This window comes from Streptomyces aurantiaciflavus (assembly GCF_049808595.1).
In the GTDB taxonomy this organism is placed as follows: Bacteria; Actinomycetota; Actinomycetes; order Streptomycetales; family Streptomycetaceae; genus Streptomyces.
Genome location: NZ_JBNCAQ010000030.1, coordinates 1 through 17790, shown reverse-complemented (window position 1 = coordinate 17790; position 17790 = coordinate 1). Strand labels below are relative to the sequence as shown.

Below are 17790 nucleotides of genomic sequence, written 5' to 3'. Positions count from 1 at the left end.
ATGATCCGCTTGGTCAGGTGGCGACCGGGAAGCCACTGACCCGCAGGGTGATGTTCAGTCGCCCGGTCAGCCCCAGCCCGGCCGGCGCCGTCCCTGGACACACCCGCGGCACGCCGTGGTGGGCGAGCCGGGACGGCCCCCCGAACACGAACAGGTCACCGCTGCGCAGTTCGACGTCGGTGTAGGGCCGGGCGCGTGTCCTGGTGTTGCCGAAGCGGAAGACGCAGGTGTCGCCGAGGCTGAGGGAGACCACGGGCGCGTCGGACCTCTCGTCGGCGTCGCGGTGCATGCCCATGCGGGCGGCGCCGTCGTAGAAGTTGATCAGCGCGATGTCGTAGGCGGCCGACCGGGCCTGTTCAGGGCCCAGCGCATCGGTCACCGCGCGGCGGCCCAGGTCGCCCAGCCAGGCCGGGAAGGGCTTCACGGGAGTGCCGTCCCCGTCGACGACCGTGCGGGCGTAGGCGTACGGGTACCAGTGCCAGCCGAGGCAGACCTGGCGGGCGGTCATGGTGCCGCCGCCGGGCGTGCGGACCGTGCGCAGGCCGGCGGGTGGGCGGGCCCACTCACGGCACGCTTCGAGCAGCTCGCGCTGGTGTGCCGCGTCCAGCCAGTCTGGGACGTGCACCGCGCCCGGCGCGATCTCCGCGCGCTCCCGGGGAAACAGCTCGGCGTCCATGGCTCCATCCTCCCCCAGCGGGTCTGAGCTGCGGCTCGGCTAGCCTTGACGCACGATGAACGACCGTATGACGACGCCGTGGGGCGAGCTCGCGCTGGCCCGCCATCCCGACGATCCGCGCGACAGGCTGCGTGCCTGGGACGCCTCCGACGCGTATCTGCTGCGGCATCTCGCGGAACAGGGCACCCCGCTGTCCGGGACGGTCGTCGTCCTCGGCGACCGCTGGGGCGCGCTGGTCACGGCGCTCGCGCGGCACCGGCCGACGCAGATCACCGACTCCTGGCTGGGGCAGGAGGCGACCCGCGCGAACCTCCTGCGCAACGGCGTCGAACCCGGCTCCGTCCGGTTGCTCACCACCCAGGATCCGCCGCCGGAGCGGATCGACGTGCTGCTGGTGCGGGTGCCGAAGAGCCTCGCGCTCCTGGAGGACCAACTGCTGCGCCTCGCGCCCTCGGTGCGTGCGGACACGGTCGTCGTCGGCACCGGCATGGTGAAGGAGATCCACACCTCCACGCTGCGGCTCTTCGAGCGGATCCTCGGCCCGACCCGGACCTCCCTGGCCGAGCAGAAGGCCCGGCTGATCTTCTGCGCCCCGGATCCGTCCTTGGAGCGTCCCGTCAACCCGTGGCCGTACGGCTACGACCTGCCTGAGGACATCGGCCCGCTCTCCGGCCGTCCGGTCGTCAATCACGCGGGCGTGTTCTGCGCCGACCGGCTCGACATCGGCACCCGGTTCTTCCTGCGGCACCTGCCTCAGACGCGTGGCGTGCGGCGGGTCGTCGACCTGGGCTGCGGCAACGGCATCGTCGGGACGGCGGTGGCGCTGGCCAACCCGCGGGCGGAGGTGCTGTTCACGGACGAGTCGTTCCAGGCGGTGGCCTCGGCGCAGGCGACGTACAAGGCGAACGGGGTGCCGGGGCACGCGGAGTTCCGGGTCGGGGACGGGCTGGCGGGGGTGCCGGACGGCAGTGTGGACGTCGTCCTGAACAATCCGCCGTTCCACTCACACCAGGCCACGACGGACGCCACGGCGTGGCGGATGTTCACCGGGGCGTGGCGGGCGCTGCGGCCGGGCGGGGAGCTGTGGGTGGTGGGCAACCGGCACCTCGGGTACCACGTGAAGCTGCGGCGGCTGTTCGGCGACAGTCGTCTGGTCGCCGGTGACCCGAAGTTCGTGGTGCTGAAGGCCGTCAAGCGGGGCTGAGCCCCACGCCCGTGATGATCCGCTCGACCGTCCGGGCCATCGCCTCACGTCCCGCGCGCAGATAGGTGCGCGCGTCGACCGCGTCCGGGTGAGCGCCGAGGTACTCCCTGATCGCGCCGGTCATGGCCTGGTTGAGGGCGGTCCCGATGTTGACCTTGGCGATGCCGCCCGCGACGGCGGCCCTCAGTTCGCCGTCCGGGACCCCTGAGGAGCCGTGCAGGACGAGGGGAACGTCGAGTGTGGTGGCGAGCCGTTCGAGCAGGTCGTGGTCGAGGGTCGCGGTGCGGGTGGTCATCGCGTGGACGCTGCCGACGGCCACGGCCAGGGCGTCCACTCCGGAGTGCGTGACGAAGGCGCGGGCCTCGGCGGGGTCGGTGCGGGCCCCGGGCGCGTGGGCGTCCCGCGGCGGCCTGCCGTCCTTGCCGCCGATCTCCCCCAACTCCGCCTCGATCCAGAGCTTTTGGGCGTGTGCCCGGTCGACGGCCGCGCGGGTGGCGGCGAGGTTCTCGTCGTACGGCAGACGTGAGGCGTCGTACATCACGGAGCTGAAGCCCGCGTCCGCGGCCCGGCGGAGCAGGGCGTCGCTCTGCACGTGGTCGAGGTGCAGGGCGACGGGTACGGCGGCTTGCTCGGCGGCGGCGAGGGCTGCGCGGGCGAGCGGGACCGGGCGTCCCAGGCGGAACCTGACCGCGTTCTCGCTGACTTGGAGGACGACGGGTGCGCCGGCGCTCTCCGCCCCGGTGACGACGGCCTCGACGTGCTCCAGCGTGATGACGTTGAAGGCGGCGACGGCGGTGCGGGCCGCGCGGGCGCGGGTGATCAGCTCGCCGGTGGTGGTGAGGGGCACGGCGTGTCCTCCTCGGCGGGGGCCGGGGTCAGGGGGCGAGGATCACCGAGCGGGTGAGGTGGCGCGGCCGGTCGGGGTCGAGGCCGCGGGCGGCGGCCAGGGCGACGGCGAGGCGCTGGGCGCGGACCAGTTCGGCGAGGGGGTCCAGCCCGGTGGAGACCCACAACCCGCCGGTGGCGCCGACCTGTTCGGCCAGTCCCTCGGGCGGCTCGCCGAACATCCAGGTGGCGGTGCCCTCGGTGGTGATGCTGATGGGGCCGTGCCGGTACTCCGTCGCGGGGTACGCCTCGGTCCAGGCCAGCGCGGCCTCGCGCTTCTTCAGCGCCGCCTCGTTCGCCAGTCCGACGGTCCAGCCGCGGCCCAGGAAGGTGAACTGCCCGCGTTCCACGAGCCCTTGGGGCAGTGGCTCGGCGAGCGCGGCGCGGGCGTCGGCGACGACGGCCTCGGTGTGCAGGCCGAGGTGGGCGCGGAGCAGGGTGAGCGCGGTGGTGGCGAACCGGGTCTGCACGACGGAGCGTTCGTCGGCGTAGTCGAGGACGACGGTGTGGTCGGCGGCCGTCATGACGGGGGTGTTCGGGTCGGCGGTCAGCGCGGTCGTGCGGGTACGTCCGCGCAGTCGCGTGAGCAGGTCGACGACCTCGGTGGTGGTACCGGAGCGGGTGAGGGCGACGACGTGGTCGTAGGTGCGGCCGTGCGGGAACTCGGAGGCGGCGAAGGCGTCCGTCTCGCCGTGGCCCGCGGTCTCGCGCAGGGCGGCCGCGGACTGGGCCATGAAGAAGGAGGTGCCGCATCCGACGATCGCGACGCGCTCGCCCGGCGTCGGCAACTCCCCCGTGTATCGGGAGACTTCGCTCGCGGCTCGGTTCCAGCAGTCGGGCTGGCCGGCCAACTCGTCCTCGACGTGGGTCATGCCCCCACCTCTCTGCGACGGTGATGGTTCAGCAGAGTAGACCGCGCGGCAGGTGTGCGCCCCGGGTGCACCCGGCCACGACGTCGGTCACTTCGTCGGGGTAGCACGAGGTTCACGGTCCCGGCTTGACCCTCACGTTGCGTGAGGCTCGACGGTGGGGTCCATGAGCGACTACTACAACGCGTTCGAGATGAGTCCCGTGCCCGCTCCCGGCCCTGACGCGGTTCCGCCGGAACCGTTCCGTGGCATCTATGGAATGCCCGCGTCCGTGACGAACTCGGTCGACGGTCCTCGGGAGACTCCCTGGAACACCCGCGACCTGACGGTGATCACACCCGAGAAGGCGCGGCGTTTTCACTGCGGCGAAGCCCTTCGATCCGGCCAGTCAGGAGGCGCGGAACCTTGAAGCCATGCGACGGCATCCGCGCCGGCCTTGCCATGTGGTTCCGTCGCATCATCGACGCCGGCGCGCGTGCCCACGGCATCGACCCCGACACCGCGACCTGGCAGTAGGGCGCGGGTCCGCAGGCCCGCACCCGTGGGGGCCTGCGACGCCTTGATGAACCCGGAGGTTCTCCTGACTCACGCCAACGCCCGCCCGGCCCCTCGCGGGAGGCGGCTGCGAGCGGTGCGGGCCGGAAAAAGGCGCACATCGCTGCGGCCACTGGGGGCTCGCCGCTGTGTGAAGCGCCGGCTCGAGCCGGGCGCGGCACCTGCCCGACGGGACACCCACCGACTACCGACCACCGCAGACAAACCCACCCCACCGGAATCAGCCATTTCCCAACTTGCCTCAGATTCACCCCTCTTGACTCGGGCAGCGGCTCCGGCTTTGGATGTGCCTTCGTCGGCCGAGCCTTTCACCGAGGAGGTTCCGTGTCCGTCCCAGACGACGACCTCGTCTCCGTAGAACGTGCGCTTTCCTCACACCCCGAGTTCAGCGACGCCTCGCTCATCACGCTCAAGGCGGTGGAGTTCTACCGCTTCGCCGTCGACCTGCTCGCCGAGCGGTCGGCCACCGTGGACCGGCTCGCGGCCGGCATCCGCGACAGCGACGGGCAGATTCCGGTCGCGGTCGCCGAGGATCCCCTGGTCCGCGTCACCCTGGACGAGGCCGTCTCGCGCATCGAGCAGGGCCTCGTCGACGAGGCCGCCTGGAGCGAGGTCACGACCATGCTGCGTCTGGTCGCCGACGCCCTCGCCGCCCACGGCACCGACGCCCCGCCGACCGGCGCCGACCTCTCCGAGGGCCGCGTCGTCCGCGTCGCACCGGACCGGACTGCCTGGTTGTGCGGCCTCGGCGAGGGCAGCACCGAGCCGCTGACCCGCACCTTCCTGAACACCTTCGCACGCGACTTCCTGCGCGGCGTCCCCGGCGACCTGCTCCAGCCGACACCGGAGTACAGGGCCCAACTGGACACCGGTTTCGCCGCCCTGCACGCCCTGCTCCCCGAGCTGGCCACGAGCGTCGGCGCGCACTACATCGGCGTGGGCGTCGTCGACGTCCGGACCGAAGGCGAAACGTTTCTCGCCGGAAACGTGGGCCGGATCCCCGGGGTGGTGTTCTTCTCGCCCAACCGCATGGCAGGTCCCTGGCGGTTCGCCGAGACGGCCCTGCACGAGGGGCTGCACCTGAAGCTGTTCGACATCCAGCGCTCGGCCAGCATCTTCACCGCGCCCGAGCGACTGGCCGACGGCCCCAAGGTGAAGGTGCCCTGGCTGAAGTGGGCGTCGATGGTCGCGCCGAACGAGTGGGCCCTCGACCGGGCGCTGGGCGCCTTCCACGTCTACGCCCACCTGGTCCCGTTCCGGCAGGCGCTGCGCACCCGGCTCACGCCGGAGCTGCTGGAGCGGTTCGGCCCGCCGGAGGCTGAGGACCCGCCGTCCCTCTACCGCTTCGGCGCCGAACGCGCCCGCTACCTCGGCGAGCAGATCCTGAAGCACGGCGACGGTGAACTCACCGACTTCGGGCGGGAGTTCGTCGAGTGGTTGCTGGCGACCGTGGACCGCGTGGAGGGGGCCGTGCATGTCTGACATCCATGCGTCCGACGTCCATGCGTCCGACGTCCATGCGTCCGACGTCCCGGCGTCCGGCGTCCCGGCGTCCGACGGCGGAACGTCCGGCGCCCACGCGCCCGACGTCCGCTACTCCAAGGCGCGCGGCCTGCGCACGCGTTCGGTGGAGGCGGCCGGCTGCCTGATCGTGTTCACGCCCGAGCGCCCCAAGGTGCACTGGCTGAACCTGGCCGGCTGGTACCTCTTCGAGCTCAGCGAGAACACCCCCGGGGAACGGATCGCCGCCGAGTACGCCGAGGCGGTCGCCGGACAGGTGCCGCACGACACGGCCGTGGAGCAGGCCCGGACCTGCCTGGCCGACCTGGTCGAGCGGGGCATCCTCGTCGCGGCGTGACCCGGCCGTCCGTCCCGTCCTCCCTGTCTCCTGTGGCCGGTCCGGCCGCAGGTTCCTCCTGCCTGCCCGAAGGAGGTGAACCATGACCGAGCAGCTCAAGAAGAGGCTGGCCAAGGCGGAGAACGTGAACCCGCCCAAGGCGGCGGCCCCCTCGCGGGACCAGCGCCTGTGGCCTCCGTGGTACATGCAGAAGCACTGACGAGGCAGGTGCCGGGTCGCTCCCAGGGCGTCCCGGCACTCCCGTTCCGGTGAAGTCGAAGGGGTCGGGCACCGGTGTCCGCGCCCCGGGAAGGCGGTCGATGCGCCAGGTCCCCGTCCTCGTGGTGGGCGGCTCCCTGACCGGGATGACGGCAGCGCTGTTCCTGACCCTGCACGGCATCCCCGTGACCGTCGTGGAGCGCCGGGCCGGCGTCCTGCCCCACCCCAGGCTGCGCGGGATGTCGCCGCGGGCCCTGGAGCTGTACCGGCAGGCGGGGCTGGAGCAGGACATCCTCGCGGTCTGCCCGCCGGGTACGCCCGCCGACCGCCTGGTCTCCGTGCGCGCCCGCACCTTGGCCGACGAGCACGAACTGCTGGGCGATCCGGGCACCGACGCCGACCGGGCCTCTTCGTCACCGTGCCCGTTCGTCGCCATCGGCCAGGACGAACTGGAGACGCTGCTGGTCGAACGGCTGCGCAAGCAGGACGTCGAGGTGCTCTTCAGCACCGAACTGGCCGGCTTCGAGCAGGACGACGAGGGCGTGACGGCCTGGCTGCGCGGCCCGGACGGGACCGAGGAGAGCGTGCGGGCGGACTACCTGATCGCGGCGGACGGGGCGTCCAGCGGGATCCGCCGGCGCCTGGGCATCGCCTCCGACGGCCCCGGGGTGCTGTTCCGCATGGCCACGATGCACGTGCGGGCCGACCTCGCCCCGGCACTGCGCGGCCGTGACATCGGCATGGCCTACCTCGACCGGCCCGCGCCGGGAACGGTGCTCGGCCCGCTCGACAACACCGGCCTGCACTGGTTCTTCGGCACCGCGGTGACCGAGGACGCACCCCAGGACCCGGTGGCCTGGCTGCGGTCGGCCACCGGACTGCCCGCCCTCGACGTCGAGTTGCTCGAACAGGTCCCCGGCGCGGCCCGCGTCTTCACGTTCCCGCTCGGGGCACGCGTCGCCGAACGCTTCCGTGCGGGCCGTGTTCTCCTGGCCGGCGACGCGGCACACCTGATGCCTCCGACCGGCAGCCTGGGTGGCCTCACGGCCATGGAGGACGCCCACAACCTCGCCTGGAAACTGGCCTGCGTGCTGCGCGGCACGGCAGGTCCGGGACTCCTGTCGACGTACGAGAGCGAACGGCGGCCCGTGGCCGAGCGCAACATGCGTCAGGCGTACCTGCGCGGCCGCGCCCGGTGGCGCCTGCCCGGGTACGCGGACGACGAACCGCTCCTGGACCCGGACGTTCTCACCCACGGCGGTGTCTACCACTCGAGCGCGGCGCCCGGCGCCCCGCCGGAGCAGCTCCTCGCGCCGGACGAGGTGAACGGCGTCCCCGGCACCCGCGCCCCGCACGTCTTTGTGACCCAGGACGCGGACGCGCCCGTCTCCACGCTCGATCTGTACGGCACGGACTTCGTCGTCCTGGTCGGCCCGCAGGGCGACCCCTGGGCCGCGGCGGCCCGTCGCGCCGCGCACGAGCTGGCGGTGCCCGTGGAGGTCTATCACCTGGACCTGGATTTGGCCGAGCCGCACGGGCTGGGCCCGGAGGGGGCCCTGCTCGTGCGGCCCGACGGATACGTGGCCTGGCGCTCACCGCACGGATCACCCGAAGCCGACGCGGAGTTCGCACACGCCCTGCGCACACTGCTCGCCCGCCCGCGAACCGACTGACCGCCTGGAGGACCGGCACCCGCGTGGGGTGGATGCCGGCTCTCCGGTGTCGCGCCGCCAGTGCCTGCGGCCCGACCGAACTAGTGCCGCGGCAGGCAACGTTCGCCCCGTCGCGACGCCCGGCACGCCCTCTCGCCGCACCGGCCGAAAGCCCGAGTACATCCAGTACGAGGGCTTCCGGCCGGCACACCGAGAGCACGCTCCCCCACCCTCGAACCGGCTTCGCGGCTCGGGCGGGAGGTACCCCCACGACGCCGCTCCTCAACGGGCAAACGTTGCCTGCCGCGGCACTAGTCCATGGCGTGGGCCAGTTCGATGTCGTGGCCGTCGACGTCTCCGCCGGAGACGCTCACGCCCTCGGCGCGCGGCGGGTACCCGGTGGCTATGAGCGTGTACTGCCCGCTGTCCAGGTCGGAGAAGGCGTACACGCCGTCGCTGCCGGTCGTGGTGGTGGCGACGACGTTTCCGGCGGCGTCCATCAGGGTCACCCGCGCGTCGCCCAGCGGTGCGCCCGCACCGCGTACGGTGCCCCGCACCTGCGCGCCGGGCCGCAGCTCGACGTCCACACGCGTGATCCCGGTGGCGCCGATCTGGACGGGCAGCGCGAGCGGCCGGTGCTTGGGCGAGCTGACCGCGAGGGTCACCGGCCCCGGCACCAGGTCGGCGAGGGAGAACTCACCGCCGCCGTCGGTCTGCGCGGTCGCCAGCACATCGCCCCGGACGTCCGTGACGATCACGGCCGCCCCGGCGACCGGCACCCCACCGTCCGCCGTCCGTACCGTCCCGGCGAGCCCGCTGCTGCCGCTGAGCAGCACGTCGTGGGTCACCGGTGTGGCACCGACCACGATGGTCGTCGCCCGCGGCTGGTGGCCGTCGGCGGAGACGATCAGCACGTAGGTGCCCTCCCCGGGCGCCTCTGCCGTGTAGGAGCCGTCGGGACCGGCGACCGCGCGGCTCAACTGCCGGCCGCCCAGCGAGATCAGCGTGATCGCGGCGCCGCCCACCGGGGCGCCCTCCGCGCCCCGCACCCGGCCGCGCACCGGACGACCGCCCCCGGCCGGTTCCCCGTCGGCCAGTCCCGGCACGGTGCCGACCAGGTCCGCGACGGCCCGGGCCAGCGGGACGGCGACGGCGGCGCCCACGACCTCTTCCTTCACCCCGGCGCTGACCGGCTCCGCCGTACCCGCGCTCTCCTCGGCCCTGACCAGCTTCGCCGTACCCGCGTTCTCCTTGCCGGTGACCGGATCGGGCGCGCTCGTACCGGCGTTCTCCCGGTCGGGTTCCGTGGCCGGTGCGGCGGCCGTGCGCTGCCGCGGGATGAAGGCGGCGACGAGGAAGGCGAGCACCGCGGCGCCCGACCCGACGGCCATGACCACCTTGAACCCGTTCTCGGAGGGCAGGGCGGCGGTGCCGAAGGTGGTGGTCATCTGGGCGAGGATCACGCCGGCGACGGCGCTGGCGGTGGAGGTGCCGATGGACCGCATGAGGGTGTTGAGGCTGTTCGCGGCGGCCGTCTCGGAGGGGTCCACCGCGCCCATGATGAGCGCGGGCATGGCGCCGTAGGCGAAGCCGATGCCCGCGCCGATGACGCAGGACGCCAGAACCAGCTGCCAGACGGCGTCCATCAGCACGATGTTGAGGCCGTATCCGACGGCGACGATCACGGCGCCGAGCATCAGGGTCACCTTCGCGCCCCGCGCCTTGGAGATGGCGGCGGAGACCGGGGCCATGGCCATCATCACCAGGCCCGTGGGTGCCATGACCAGGCCGGCGTCCAGCAGCGACTTGCCCAGACCGTAGCCGGTCGCCTCGGGCAACTGCAGGAGCTGCGGAAGGACCAGGGACATGGCGAACATGGAGAACCCGAACGCCATGGAGGCGAGGTTGGTCACCAGCACCTGACGGCGGGCGGTGGTCCTGAGGTCCACCAGAGGCTCCCTGACACTCAGTTCGAAGAAGCCCCACGCCGACAGGACGACGACCGCGGCGGCGAACAGGCCGAGCGTGGTGGCGCTGGTCCAGCCCCAGTCGGCACCCTTGGAGACGCCGAGAAGCAGGCAGACCAGGCCGGCCGCCATCCCGACGGCGCCGACCAGGTCGAACCGCCCGCCGCTGCGCACCGCCGACTCGGGCACGATCAGCGGCACCAGCACGGCGGCGACCACACCGAGCGCGGCCGACGTCCAGAAGAGGACGTGCCAGTCGAAGTGGTCGGCGATCAGCGCGGCGGCGGGCAGACCGAGCGCGCCGCCGACGCCGAGGGAGGCGCTCATCAGCGCGGTGGCCGAGCCGAGCCGTTCGGCGGGCAGTTCGTCGCGCATGATGCTGATGCCCAGCGGGATCACGCCGGACGCCAGGCCCTGCAGCGCCCGGCCGACGATCATCGGTGTCAGCGTGTCGCTGAGGGCGGCGGTGACCGACCCGGCGACCAGCATGACCAGGCTGACCAGCAGCATCCGGCGCTTGCCGTACATGTCGCCGAGCCGGCCCATGACGGGGGTGGCGACGGCCGCCGCGAGGAGCGTGGCGGTGACCGCCCACGCCGTGTCCGAGGCCGAGGCGTCCAGCAGCTTCGGCAGCTCGGGGACGATCGGGATCACCAGGGTCTGCATCAGCGAGACCACGATCCCGCCGAAGGCCAGCACCGCGACGACGAGCCCGGCCCGCGGCACGGCGGATCCGCTCGTCTCGGCGGGCGTGGGGTGCGCAGGGGTCATCGGTCGGGCCTCCGAGGGGATGCGGTTTGCGCGACCACCCGACTCTATTCCCCATTGATTGACTTAAGCAACTAGCGGTTTCGGTGAGCGAGCCGTGAAGATTCCGCGCGCACCGGGAGCCCGGAACCCTGGTCCTCTACCTCGCCTGTCTGACGGACCGCCTGGGCAACGGCTGACGCCTCGCGCTCGCCGACCCGTCGAGGACCGACGTGCGGCGCCGTCACGTCGGGGCGAGGGATGCCGCGCCGTCCGGGTGACCGGCTTCCCTCGCGGGCGGCGCATCGCCGGCGAGGGGTGTACTGCCAGTGCATCCCTCCCGCGACGTGCAGGCCGTACGGTCGAGCTGTGGACAACCGTGACGAAGTCCGCGAGTTCCTCACCTCGCGGCGAGCGAAGATCACCCCGGAACGGGCCGGACTGCCCGCCGGCTCCGGGCGCCGCGTCCCCGGGCTGCGCAGGAGCGAGGTCGCGGCCCTGGCCGACATGAGCGTCGAGTACTACGCCAAGCTCGAACGGGGCAATCTCGCCGGCGTCTCCCCGGCCGTCCTCGAAGCCGTCGCCCGCGCCCTCCAACTGGACGACGCCGAACGCGCCCACCTCCTCAACCTGGCCCAGGCCGCTGACGGTTCCGACGCCCTCACCCGACGCCGGCGCCGCACCAGCCGGCAGTGGACCCCGCACCGCAGCCTGCGGTGGACCCTGGACGCGATCACCGCCGGGCCCGCCTTCGTCCGCAACGGCCGCCTGGACGTGCTCGCCGCCAACCAGCTCGCCCGCGCCTTCTACACCGACCTCTACGCCACGGCCGACAACCAGGCGAACCTCGCCCGCTTCAACTTCCTGGACCCGGCCTCGCGCCGCCTCTACCCCGACTGGGAGATCCTCTCCGACTTCGCCGTCGCCATCCTTCGGACCGAGGCCGGCCGCAACCCCCACGACAGGGACCTGCACGACCTCATCGGCGAACTGTCCACCCGCAGCGAGGAGTTCCGCACCCGCTGGGGCGCCCACAACGTGCGCCATCACGGCACCGGGACGAAACGGTTCCACCACTCGGTCGTCGGCGAGCTCACCCTCGCCTACGAGGACCTGGACATGACCGCCGAACCCGGCCTCACCCTCACCGTCTACACGGCCGAGCCCGGCTCGCCCTCCGAGGAGCGGCTGCGCCTGCTCGCCTCCTGGGCCGCCACCCGAGAGGCCGGCCCGCCCACCCCGTCCGTCCGCACCTCCCACGAAGAAGGTCAGTGAACATGCAGTACGCGCACCTGGGTCGCAGCGGTCTGAAGGTCGGTCGTCTCGCGTTGGGCACGATGAACTTCGGGCATCTGACCGACGAGGCCACGAGCTTCGAGATCATGGATGCCGCGCTGGAGTCGGGCGTCAACCTCATCGACACCGCCGACGTCTACGGCGGGCCGCAGTCTCCTGACATGGTGCAGGGCTACGGCCTGTCGGAGGAGATCATCGGGCGCTGGCTCGCTCAGGGCGGCGGCCGGCGCGAGCAGATCGTGCTGGCGACCAAGGCGTACCAGCCGATGGGCACCGGCCCGAACGACAAGTACCTGTCCGCGTACAGGATCCGCAGGGCCGCGGAGGACAGCCTGCGGCGTCTGCGGACCGACCACATCGACCTCTACCAGATGCACCACATCGACCGGTCGACCCCGTGGGAGGAGATCTGGCAGGCGATGGAGCAGCTGGTGCGTGAGGGCAAGGTGATCTACGTCGGCAGCAGCAACTTCGCCGGCTGGCACATCGCCACCGCGCAGAGCACCGCCGCCGCCCGCAACTTCCTCGGCCTGGTGTCCGAGCAGAGCCTGTACAACCTGTCCGCCCGCACCGTCGAGCTCGAGGTGATCCCCGCGCTGCGGCACTACGGCCTCGGCCTGATCCCGTGGAGCCCGCTCGGCGGCGGACTGCTCGGCGGCGTCCTGCAGAAGATCCAGGGCGGTCGCCGCATGACACCCCAGATGCAGGAGGTCATCGAGCGCCGCCGTCCCCAGCTGGAGGCGTACGAGAAGCTCTGTGCGGAACTCGGCGAACAGCCCGCCGACGTCGCCCTGGCCTGGCTGCTGCACAACCCGGTCGTCACCGCCACGATCGTCGGCCCCCGCACCACGGCACAGCTCGCCACCAGCCGGCGCGCCCTCGACGTGACCCTGTCGCCGGACACGCTCCGCAAGCTCGACGAGATCTGGCCGGGCCCGGGCGGCGAGGCCCCCGAGGCATACGCCTGGTAGCCGCGCGCTTCGACTCCCGTCGCCCCCACGAGAGGGGCGGGGTCGTGCCGCGCATCAGCACTCCGACGAGGAACACACCGTACGGCGGCACCCCATGGCCGCGCTCCGTCAGAGCGCGGCGCCCGTCTCCTCGCCCAACGTCCGCAGGAGGCGGTCCTGGAACGCCTCGTCGTGGACCGCGCGGTGCGGCTGCAGCCGTCGGCGGTGGTACCAGTACCCGCCGGTGGTCAAGGCTTCCGGATCGTCGCTGGACGCGAGCCACTCCTGCGTCCGATGACCGAGCTCGAGGTCGTCCGGTGCGCCCGGTCCGCCCATCTTCGTCGGCACCCAGCCCGGATCGACGGCGTTGCTCAGCACCCCGGGGCGCAGGCGGGCTACCGCGGCCGCGAGCGTCGTGACGAACAGCTTGCTGTCCGAGTACGACCCCGGACTCCGGCCCAGCCAGTCGACCCCGGCGAGCGAGTCGCGCCCACTGAAGTGCGAGCCGCTGCTCAGGTAGACCAGCCGGCGCGGTCCGCGGAGCAGGGCCGTGAGCAGGTACGGCGCGATGATGTTGACCGGCATGACCGCCGGTCCGCTCCACACGCCGGCGTTGTGGATGACGGCGTCGAGCGGCTGGGCGTCGTTCAGTTCGGCGGCGATGCGGCGTACGGCGTCGCGCTCCGTGAAGTCGCCCACGACGAGGTGCGCCCCACGGTCGACCAGTGCGGCGAGGCCCGCCGCGCGCTCCCGGTTCCGGGCGTGCACCACCACGTCGTGTCCCGCGGACAACAGTGAATCCGCCGCGGCACGTCCGAGACCGTCCGCGGAACCGGTCACCAGGATCCGGGTCACGATCGCACCGCCTCTCGGACACGCGAGGTCCGGGCGGGCGCCATGACGTCGGGCTCGAGTGCCGCGCGTACCACCGCCGGGAGTGTGGTCGCGGCGAGAGGCACTCGGCCGGTCGGCCCGCCCCGCTCGTCGACGCGGATGTCGCCGGCACCGCACATGACTGCTCCTCGCATGGGAGTGTCTCCTTCCGTCCATGGTCGCCCACCCGGACTCGGTCATGCTTCGGGTACCTCCCGGGACGGTCGCTCCCGCTCGGCCGGGCCGGCGGTACCGGGCCGGCCGGCCGCGGTGCGGGTCAGTGATTCGTCGTCGCGGTGTCGAGCGGTCTGCCGGAGGCGACGGTGCGGTCGCGGGCGTGGGCGTGGGTGCGGTGGCGGATCGCAAGGGCGTGGACGATCGCCGCGAGTGCGGCGGAGGCGACCGTCACCAGCCCGAGCGGGACGGCGGTGCCGGCGCCGCCGAGTCCGACGAGCGGGGCGGCGAGCCCGCCGAACGCGAAGCGCGCCATGCCGAGGAGTGACGACGCGGTCCCCGCGATCTCGGGGTAGTGCGCCAGGGCGAGCGAGGTGGACGGCGGGGTGGTGGCGGCCACGCCGCTGACCATGGTGAGCAGGGACGACGACCCGCGGCTCCGCCTGGCTGGCCGACAACGGGCGCCGGGACGCGGACAGGGTCGCCGCCGAGCTCAACCCGCACGGGTACGCGGTTGCCGGCGTGTCCATCCGCTCCAGCTCCCAGGCCCGGTTCCCGTCCCAGCTTCACGACATCAAGGGCGCCATCCGCTGGCTGCGCGCCAACGCGAAGAAGTACAACCTCGACCCCGAGCGCGTCGCGATCATGGGCGACTCGTCCGGCGGCTGGACCACCGCGATGGCCGCCGTCACCGGCGACAACCCCGCGCTGGAAGGCGACGTCGGAGTGCGCGGCCCCTCCAGCGCCGTGCAGGCGGCCATCCCGTTCTACCCGCCGACCGACTTCCTCCAGATGGACGCGCACATGCCGGACGGCTGCGAGGAGTTCAACGCGATCATGGGAATCACCGGCTGCCACAACGACCCGGACTCCCCCGAGTCGCGGCTGCTCGGCTGCACCATCACGCGATGCCCCCCGGACAAGATCGCCCCCGCCAACCCGCTCACCCACGTCGGCAAGCGCCCCGTCCCGCCGGTCATGATCTTCCACGGCGAGCCGGACGCCCTCGTGCCCTACCACCAGGGCCGTCTGCTCTACGACAAGCTGGTCGCCACGGGACACGACGCACGCCTGCTCCTCTTCCCGAGGGCGGCACACGGCACCCTGTTCGACATGCTCAGCGACGACACGACCCACGCCGGCGCCTGTGAGGAGACCGCACACGGCGGACATTCCACCCCCGCCCGCCCGGTGACCCCCACCTGGAAGACCATCGTCTCCTTCCTCAACCAGCACCTGCGCTAGCGCCGTTGGGCCACAGGACGGAGCGTCGGCGGCGCCCTGCGGGGTGGCCGCCGACGCGGTCAGCCATCGGTGACGTTCGAGCTGATCAGGCGGAGCAGCTGCTTGGTCATCGCGTCCTGCTCGGCGGTCAGCCCCATGGCGTCGCCGATGGCGAGCGGGACCGTGTGGGCACGCTCCTTGAGTCGTGCCCCGGCGTCGGTGAGGCGGATGGCGACCGAGCGCTCGTCGTCCGGCCGGCGTTCGCGGCGCAGCAGGCCGCCCGCCTCCAGGCGCTTCAGCAGAGGTGACAGCGTGCTGGACTCCAGCTGGAGCGCGGCTCCCAGATCCCGTACGGAGACGGAGTCCTGGTCCCAGAGCACGAGCATGACCAGGTACTGGGGGTAGGTCAGCCCGAGTTCCTCGAGGAGGGGCCGGTAGCGCGCGGTGACCGCGCGCGAGGCCGCGTACAGGGCGAAGCAGAGCTGGTCGTCCAGGAGCAGCGATCCGTCGGTCGCTTCGGCGGCTCGGTCCACGGCACGGCTCCTGGTTTCTGTGCTGGTCATCGCGTGCGTCACCCAGCCTAGCGTTCGAGTCCTCCCGATTCTGTCGTGAGCTAATTGATTGTGCACGACTTAATAGCGCGCTACTCTTCTCGGTGTGCCACCGCTTCCGGTCACGACTAGCGTCGGAAGCTGCCCGGGGCACCCGAACCGAGGAGGTCGCCATGACCGACACCACCCCCACCCGCCCCGTCCTCGAAGCCGCCGCCCAATCCTTCGCCGAGGCGACCGCGAACCCGCCGTACCTGTTCGACCTCGGTCCGGTCGAAGGGCGCAAGACCGTCGACGAGGTCCAGTCCGGGGAGATCGACAAGCCGGACGTGGACGAGGAATGGATCACCGTCTCCGGCGGCCCCACCGGCTCCGTCCGTGCCCGCATCGTCAAGCCCGCCGGCGCCCAGGGCACCCTGCCGGTGGTCCTCTACATCCACGGCGCGGGCTGGGTGTTCGGCAACGCCCACACCCACGACCGCCTGGTCCGCGAACTCGCCGTCGGCGCCGAGGCCGCCGTCGTCTTCCCCGAGTACGACCTCTCGCCCGAGGCCCGCTACCCGGTCGCCATCGAGCAGAACTACGCCGTCGCCCGGTGGGTCGTCGAGCAGGGCGCGTCGAAGGGCCTGGACGCCACCCGCATCGCCGTCGCCGGTGACTCCGTCGGCGGCAACATGACCGCCGCGCTGACCCTGATGGCCAAGGAACGCGGGGACGTGCCGCTGGTGCAGCAGGTGCTGTTCTACCCGGTCACCGACGCGAGCTTCGACACGCCGTCCTACCACCAGTTCGCCACCGGCTACTTCCTGCGCCGCGATGCCATGCAGTGGTTCTGGGACCAGTACACGACCGACGAGGCCGAGCGCGCCCAGATCACCGCGTCCCCGCTGCGCGCCACCACCGAGCAGCTCACCGGCCTGCCCCCGGCCCTCGTCATCACCGCCGAGGCCGACGTCCTGCGCGACGAGGGCGAGGCGTACGCCAACAAGCTGCGCGAAGCCGGCGTCCCCGTCACCGCCGTGCGCTACCAGGGCATCATCCACGACTTCGTGATGCTCAACGCCCTGCGCCCCACCCCCGCCGCCGAGGCCGCCGTCAACCAGGCCGTCGGCACCCTGCGTACGGCCTTCGCCACCGCCTGACGCTTGCCGTGGAGTGCACTCCATCCGGCACACTCACCGCATGACCCGCATGGAGACTGCCGAGTTCATCCGCATCCTCGATCAGGAGGGCCGGTCCCTCGCCGCCGCGGCGGCCGTGGCGGGGCCCGACGCCAAGGTCCCGACCTGCCCGGACTGGCAGGTCCGGGACCTGCTGCGGCACACGGGCACCGTGCACCGCTGGGCGCGGTCGTTCATCGCCGAGGGCCACGCCACCCCCCGCCCACCGGAGGCGCTCCCGGACCTCGACGGCACCGCGCTGCTGGACTGGTTCCAGGAAGGGCACCGGCGGCTCGTCGACACGTTGTCCGCCGCCCCGCCGGACGTGGAGTGCTGGCACTTCCTGCCCGCGCCCTCGCCGCTCGCCTTCTGGGCCAGGCGGCAGGCGCACGAGACGGCCGTGCACCGGGTGGACGCGGAGTCGGCGCGCGGTACGGCACCCGAGGAGCTCGCCGCCGCCGTGTCCCGCGAGTTCGCGGCGGACGGCGTCGACGAGCTGCTCCTCGCCTTCCACGCGCGCGCGAAGAGCAGGGTGCGCACGGAGACACCCCGGGTCCTGCGGGTGCGGGCGACCGACATGGACGACGCCGTGTGGACCGTACGGCTGTCGTCGGAGCCGCCCGCCGCGGAGCGTGGCGGGGCGGGGGACGCCGACTGCGAGGTGACGGGGACGGTGGCGCAGCTCCACCTGGCGCTGTGGAACCGGCTGCCGTTCCCCTCCGTCATCGGGGACCTCGCGCTCGCCGACCTGTGGCACGAGAAGTCCGCCATCGTCATGAGCTGATCCCCCCGAACCGGCGGCCGGGAAGCACGAGTTCCCCCGGCCGTCAGTTCGCGAGCATCCTCGACAGCACCGCGCGCTGCACCGGCAGCACCTCGCCGTGCAGCGCGCGCCCCTTGCCCGTGAGCACCACCTGGACGCCCCTGCGGTCCTCGGGGCCCCAGCCGCGC

17 protein-coding genes and 4 pseudogenes are annotated in these 17790 nt (G+C 72.6%); 12 read left to right on the top strand and 9 right to left on the bottom strand.

Annotation, left to right across the window (positions count from 1 at the left end):
- Nucleotides 1–13 precede the first annotated feature (13 nt).
- Nucleotides 14–676, bottom strand: a complete 663-nt coding sequence (locus ACPT94_RS30325) for an alpha-ketoglutarate-dependent dioxygenase AlkB family protein (protein WP_360351603.1) — start codon at nt 674–676, stop codon at nt 14–16.
- 67 nt (nt 677–743) lie between these two features.
- Between ACPT94_RS30325 and ACPT94_RS30320 the strand changes: the two genes are divergently transcribed.
- Nucleotides 744–1880, top strand: a complete 1137-nt coding sequence (locus ACPT94_RS30320) for a methyltransferase (RefSeq protein ID WP_360351622.1) — start codon at nt 744–746, stop codon at nt 1878–1880.
- Here the strand turns inward: ACPT94_RS30320 and ACPT94_RS30315 are convergent.
- Both ACPT94_RS30315 and ACPT94_RS30310 read right to left on the bottom strand, forming a co-directional pair.
- Nucleotides 1867–2727 carry a class II fructose-bisphosphate aldolase gene (locus ACPT94_RS30315; protein ID WP_425247293.1) on the bottom strand — a complete coding sequence of 287 codons (861 nt, stop codon included), beginning with the start codon at nt 2725–2727 and terminating at the stop codon, nt 1867–1869. The two genes, ACPT94_RS30320 and ACPT94_RS30315, sit on opposite strands and share 14 nt — an antisense overlap.
- A 28-nt stretch (nt 2728–2755) precedes the next feature.
- Nucleotides 2756–3637, bottom strand: a complete 882-nt coding sequence (locus tag ACPT94_RS30310; RefSeq protein WP_425247292.1) for an SIS domain-containing protein — start codon at nt 3635–3637, stop codon at nt 2756–2758.
- 163 nt (nt 3638–3800) lie between these two features.
- Between ACPT94_RS30310 and ACPT94_RS30305 the strand changes: the two are divergent.
- The 6 genes and pseudogenes from ACPT94_RS30305 to ACPT94_RS30285 form a co-directional block, all read left to right on the top strand.
- A pseudogene (locus tag ACPT94_RS30305) lies at nt 3801–4050 on the top strand (VOC family protein); the annotation flags it as partial.
- A 1-nt stretch (nt 4051) separates the two neighbouring features.
- A pseudogene (locus ACPT94_RS30300) lies at nt 4052–4150 on the top strand (MerR family transcriptional regulator); the annotation flags it as partial.
- A gap of 363 nt (nt 4151–4513) precedes the next feature.
- Nucleotides 4514–5671: an aKG-HExxH-type peptide beta-hydroxylase gene (locus tag ACPT94_RS30295; protein WP_360351611.1), complete on the top strand. Its 1158-nt coding sequence runs from the start codon at nt 4514–4516 to the stop codon at nt 5669–5671.
- A complete protein-coding gene (locus tag ACPT94_RS30290) occupies nt 5664–6047 on the top strand; it encodes a hypothetical protein (protein ID WP_360351614.1) in 384 nt (127 codons plus the stop codon). The genes ACPT94_RS30295 and ACPT94_RS30290 overlap by 8 nt, the downstream gene beginning before the upstream one ends.
- Nucleotides 6048–6129: 82 nt before the next feature.
- Nucleotides 6130–6246: an LWPPW motif RiPP peptide gene (locus ACPT94_RS42135; RefSeq protein ID WP_463403347.1), complete on the top strand. Its 117-nt coding sequence runs from the start codon at nt 6130–6132 to the stop codon at nt 6244–6246.
- 100 nt (nt 6247–6346) lie between these two features.
- A complete protein-coding gene (locus ACPT94_RS30285; protein ID WP_425247291.1) occupies nt 6347–7918 on the top strand; it encodes an FAD-dependent monooxygenase in 1572 nt (523 codons plus the stop codon).
- A gap of 290 nt (nt 7919–8208) precedes the next feature.
- Here the strand turns inward: ACPT94_RS30285 and ACPT94_RS30280 are convergent, their stop codons facing one another.
- On the bottom strand, nt 8209–10635 hold the full coding sequence (locus tag ACPT94_RS30280; protein WP_360352204.1) for an MFS transporter: 2427 nt from the start codon (nt 10633–10635) through the stop codon (nt 8209–8211).
- Between the two features lie 345 nt (nt 10636–10980).
- Here ACPT94_RS30280 and ACPT94_RS30275 point away from each other — a divergent pair, with 345 nt between their 5' ends.
- Both ACPT94_RS30275 and ACPT94_RS30270 read left to right on the top strand, forming a co-directional pair.
- A complete protein-coding gene (locus ACPT94_RS30275; RefSeq protein ID WP_360352202.1) occupies nt 10981–11886 on the top strand; it encodes a helix-turn-helix transcriptional regulator in 906 nt (301 codons plus the stop codon).
- Between the two features lie 2 nt (nt 11887–11888).
- A complete protein-coding gene (locus tag ACPT94_RS30270; RefSeq protein WP_360352199.1) occupies nt 11889–12878 on the top strand; it encodes an aldo/keto reductase in 990 nt (329 codons plus the stop codon).
- A gap of 108 nt (nt 12879–12986) precedes the next feature.
- On the opposite strand, the gene ACPT94_RS30265 is transcribed toward ACPT94_RS30270, so the two are convergent.
- From ACPT94_RS30265 to ACPT94_RS30255, 3 genes are all read right to left on the bottom strand, one after another.
- Complete coding sequence (locus ACPT94_RS30265; protein ID WP_425247290.1) at nt 12987–13712, bottom strand: SDR family NAD(P)-dependent oxidoreductase; 726 nt, start codon at nt 13710–13712, stop codon at nt 12987–12989.
- On the bottom strand, nt 13709–13885 hold the full coding sequence (locus ACPT94_RS30260) for a hypothetical protein (protein ID WP_360352194.1): 177 nt from the start codon (nt 13883–13885) through the stop codon (nt 13709–13711). Before ACPT94_RS30260 ends, ACPT94_RS30265 begins: the two co-directional genes overlap by 4 nt.
- A 122-nt stretch (nt 13886–14007) precedes the next feature.
- Nucleotides 14008–14304: a hypothetical protein gene (locus ACPT94_RS30255; RefSeq protein WP_360352191.1), complete on the bottom strand. Its 297-nt coding sequence runs from the start codon at nt 14302–14304 to the stop codon at nt 14008–14010.
- Nucleotides 14305–14348: 44 nt separating this feature from the next.
- On the opposite strand from ACPT94_RS30255, the pseudogene ACPT94_RS30250 reads away from it, so the two are divergent.
- Nucleotides 14349–15149: pseudogene (locus tag ACPT94_RS30250) on the top strand (prolyl oligopeptidase family serine peptidase); the annotation flags it as partial.
- Between the two features lie 59 nt (nt 15150–15208).
- On the opposite strand, the gene ACPT94_RS30245 reads toward ACPT94_RS30250, so the two are convergent.
- A complete protein-coding gene (locus ACPT94_RS30245) occupies nt 15209–15691 on the bottom strand; it encodes a MarR family winged helix-turn-helix transcriptional regulator (RefSeq protein ID WP_360352188.1) in 483 nt (160 codons plus the stop codon).
- A 161-nt stretch (nt 15692–15852) separates the two neighbouring features.
- Between ACPT94_RS30245 and ACPT94_RS30240 the strand changes: the two genes are divergently transcribed.
- A complete protein-coding gene (locus tag ACPT94_RS30240) occupies nt 15853–16821 on the top strand; it encodes an alpha/beta hydrolase (RefSeq protein WP_425247289.1) in 969 nt (322 codons plus the stop codon).
- 49 nt (nt 16822–16870) lie between these two features.
- Nucleotides 16871–17623 carry a maleylpyruvate isomerase family mycothiol-dependent enzyme gene (locus ACPT94_RS30235; protein ID WP_360331933.1) on the top strand — a complete coding sequence of 251 codons (753 nt, stop codon included), beginning with the start codon at nt 16871–16873 and terminating at the stop codon, nt 17621–17623.
- A gap of 43 nt (nt 17624–17666) precedes the next feature.
- Here ACPT94_RS30235 and ACPT94_RS30230 read toward each other — a convergent pair.
- Nucleotides 17667–17790, bottom strand: a pseudogene (locus ACPT94_RS30230) (MarR family winged helix-turn-helix transcriptional regulator); the annotation flags it as partial.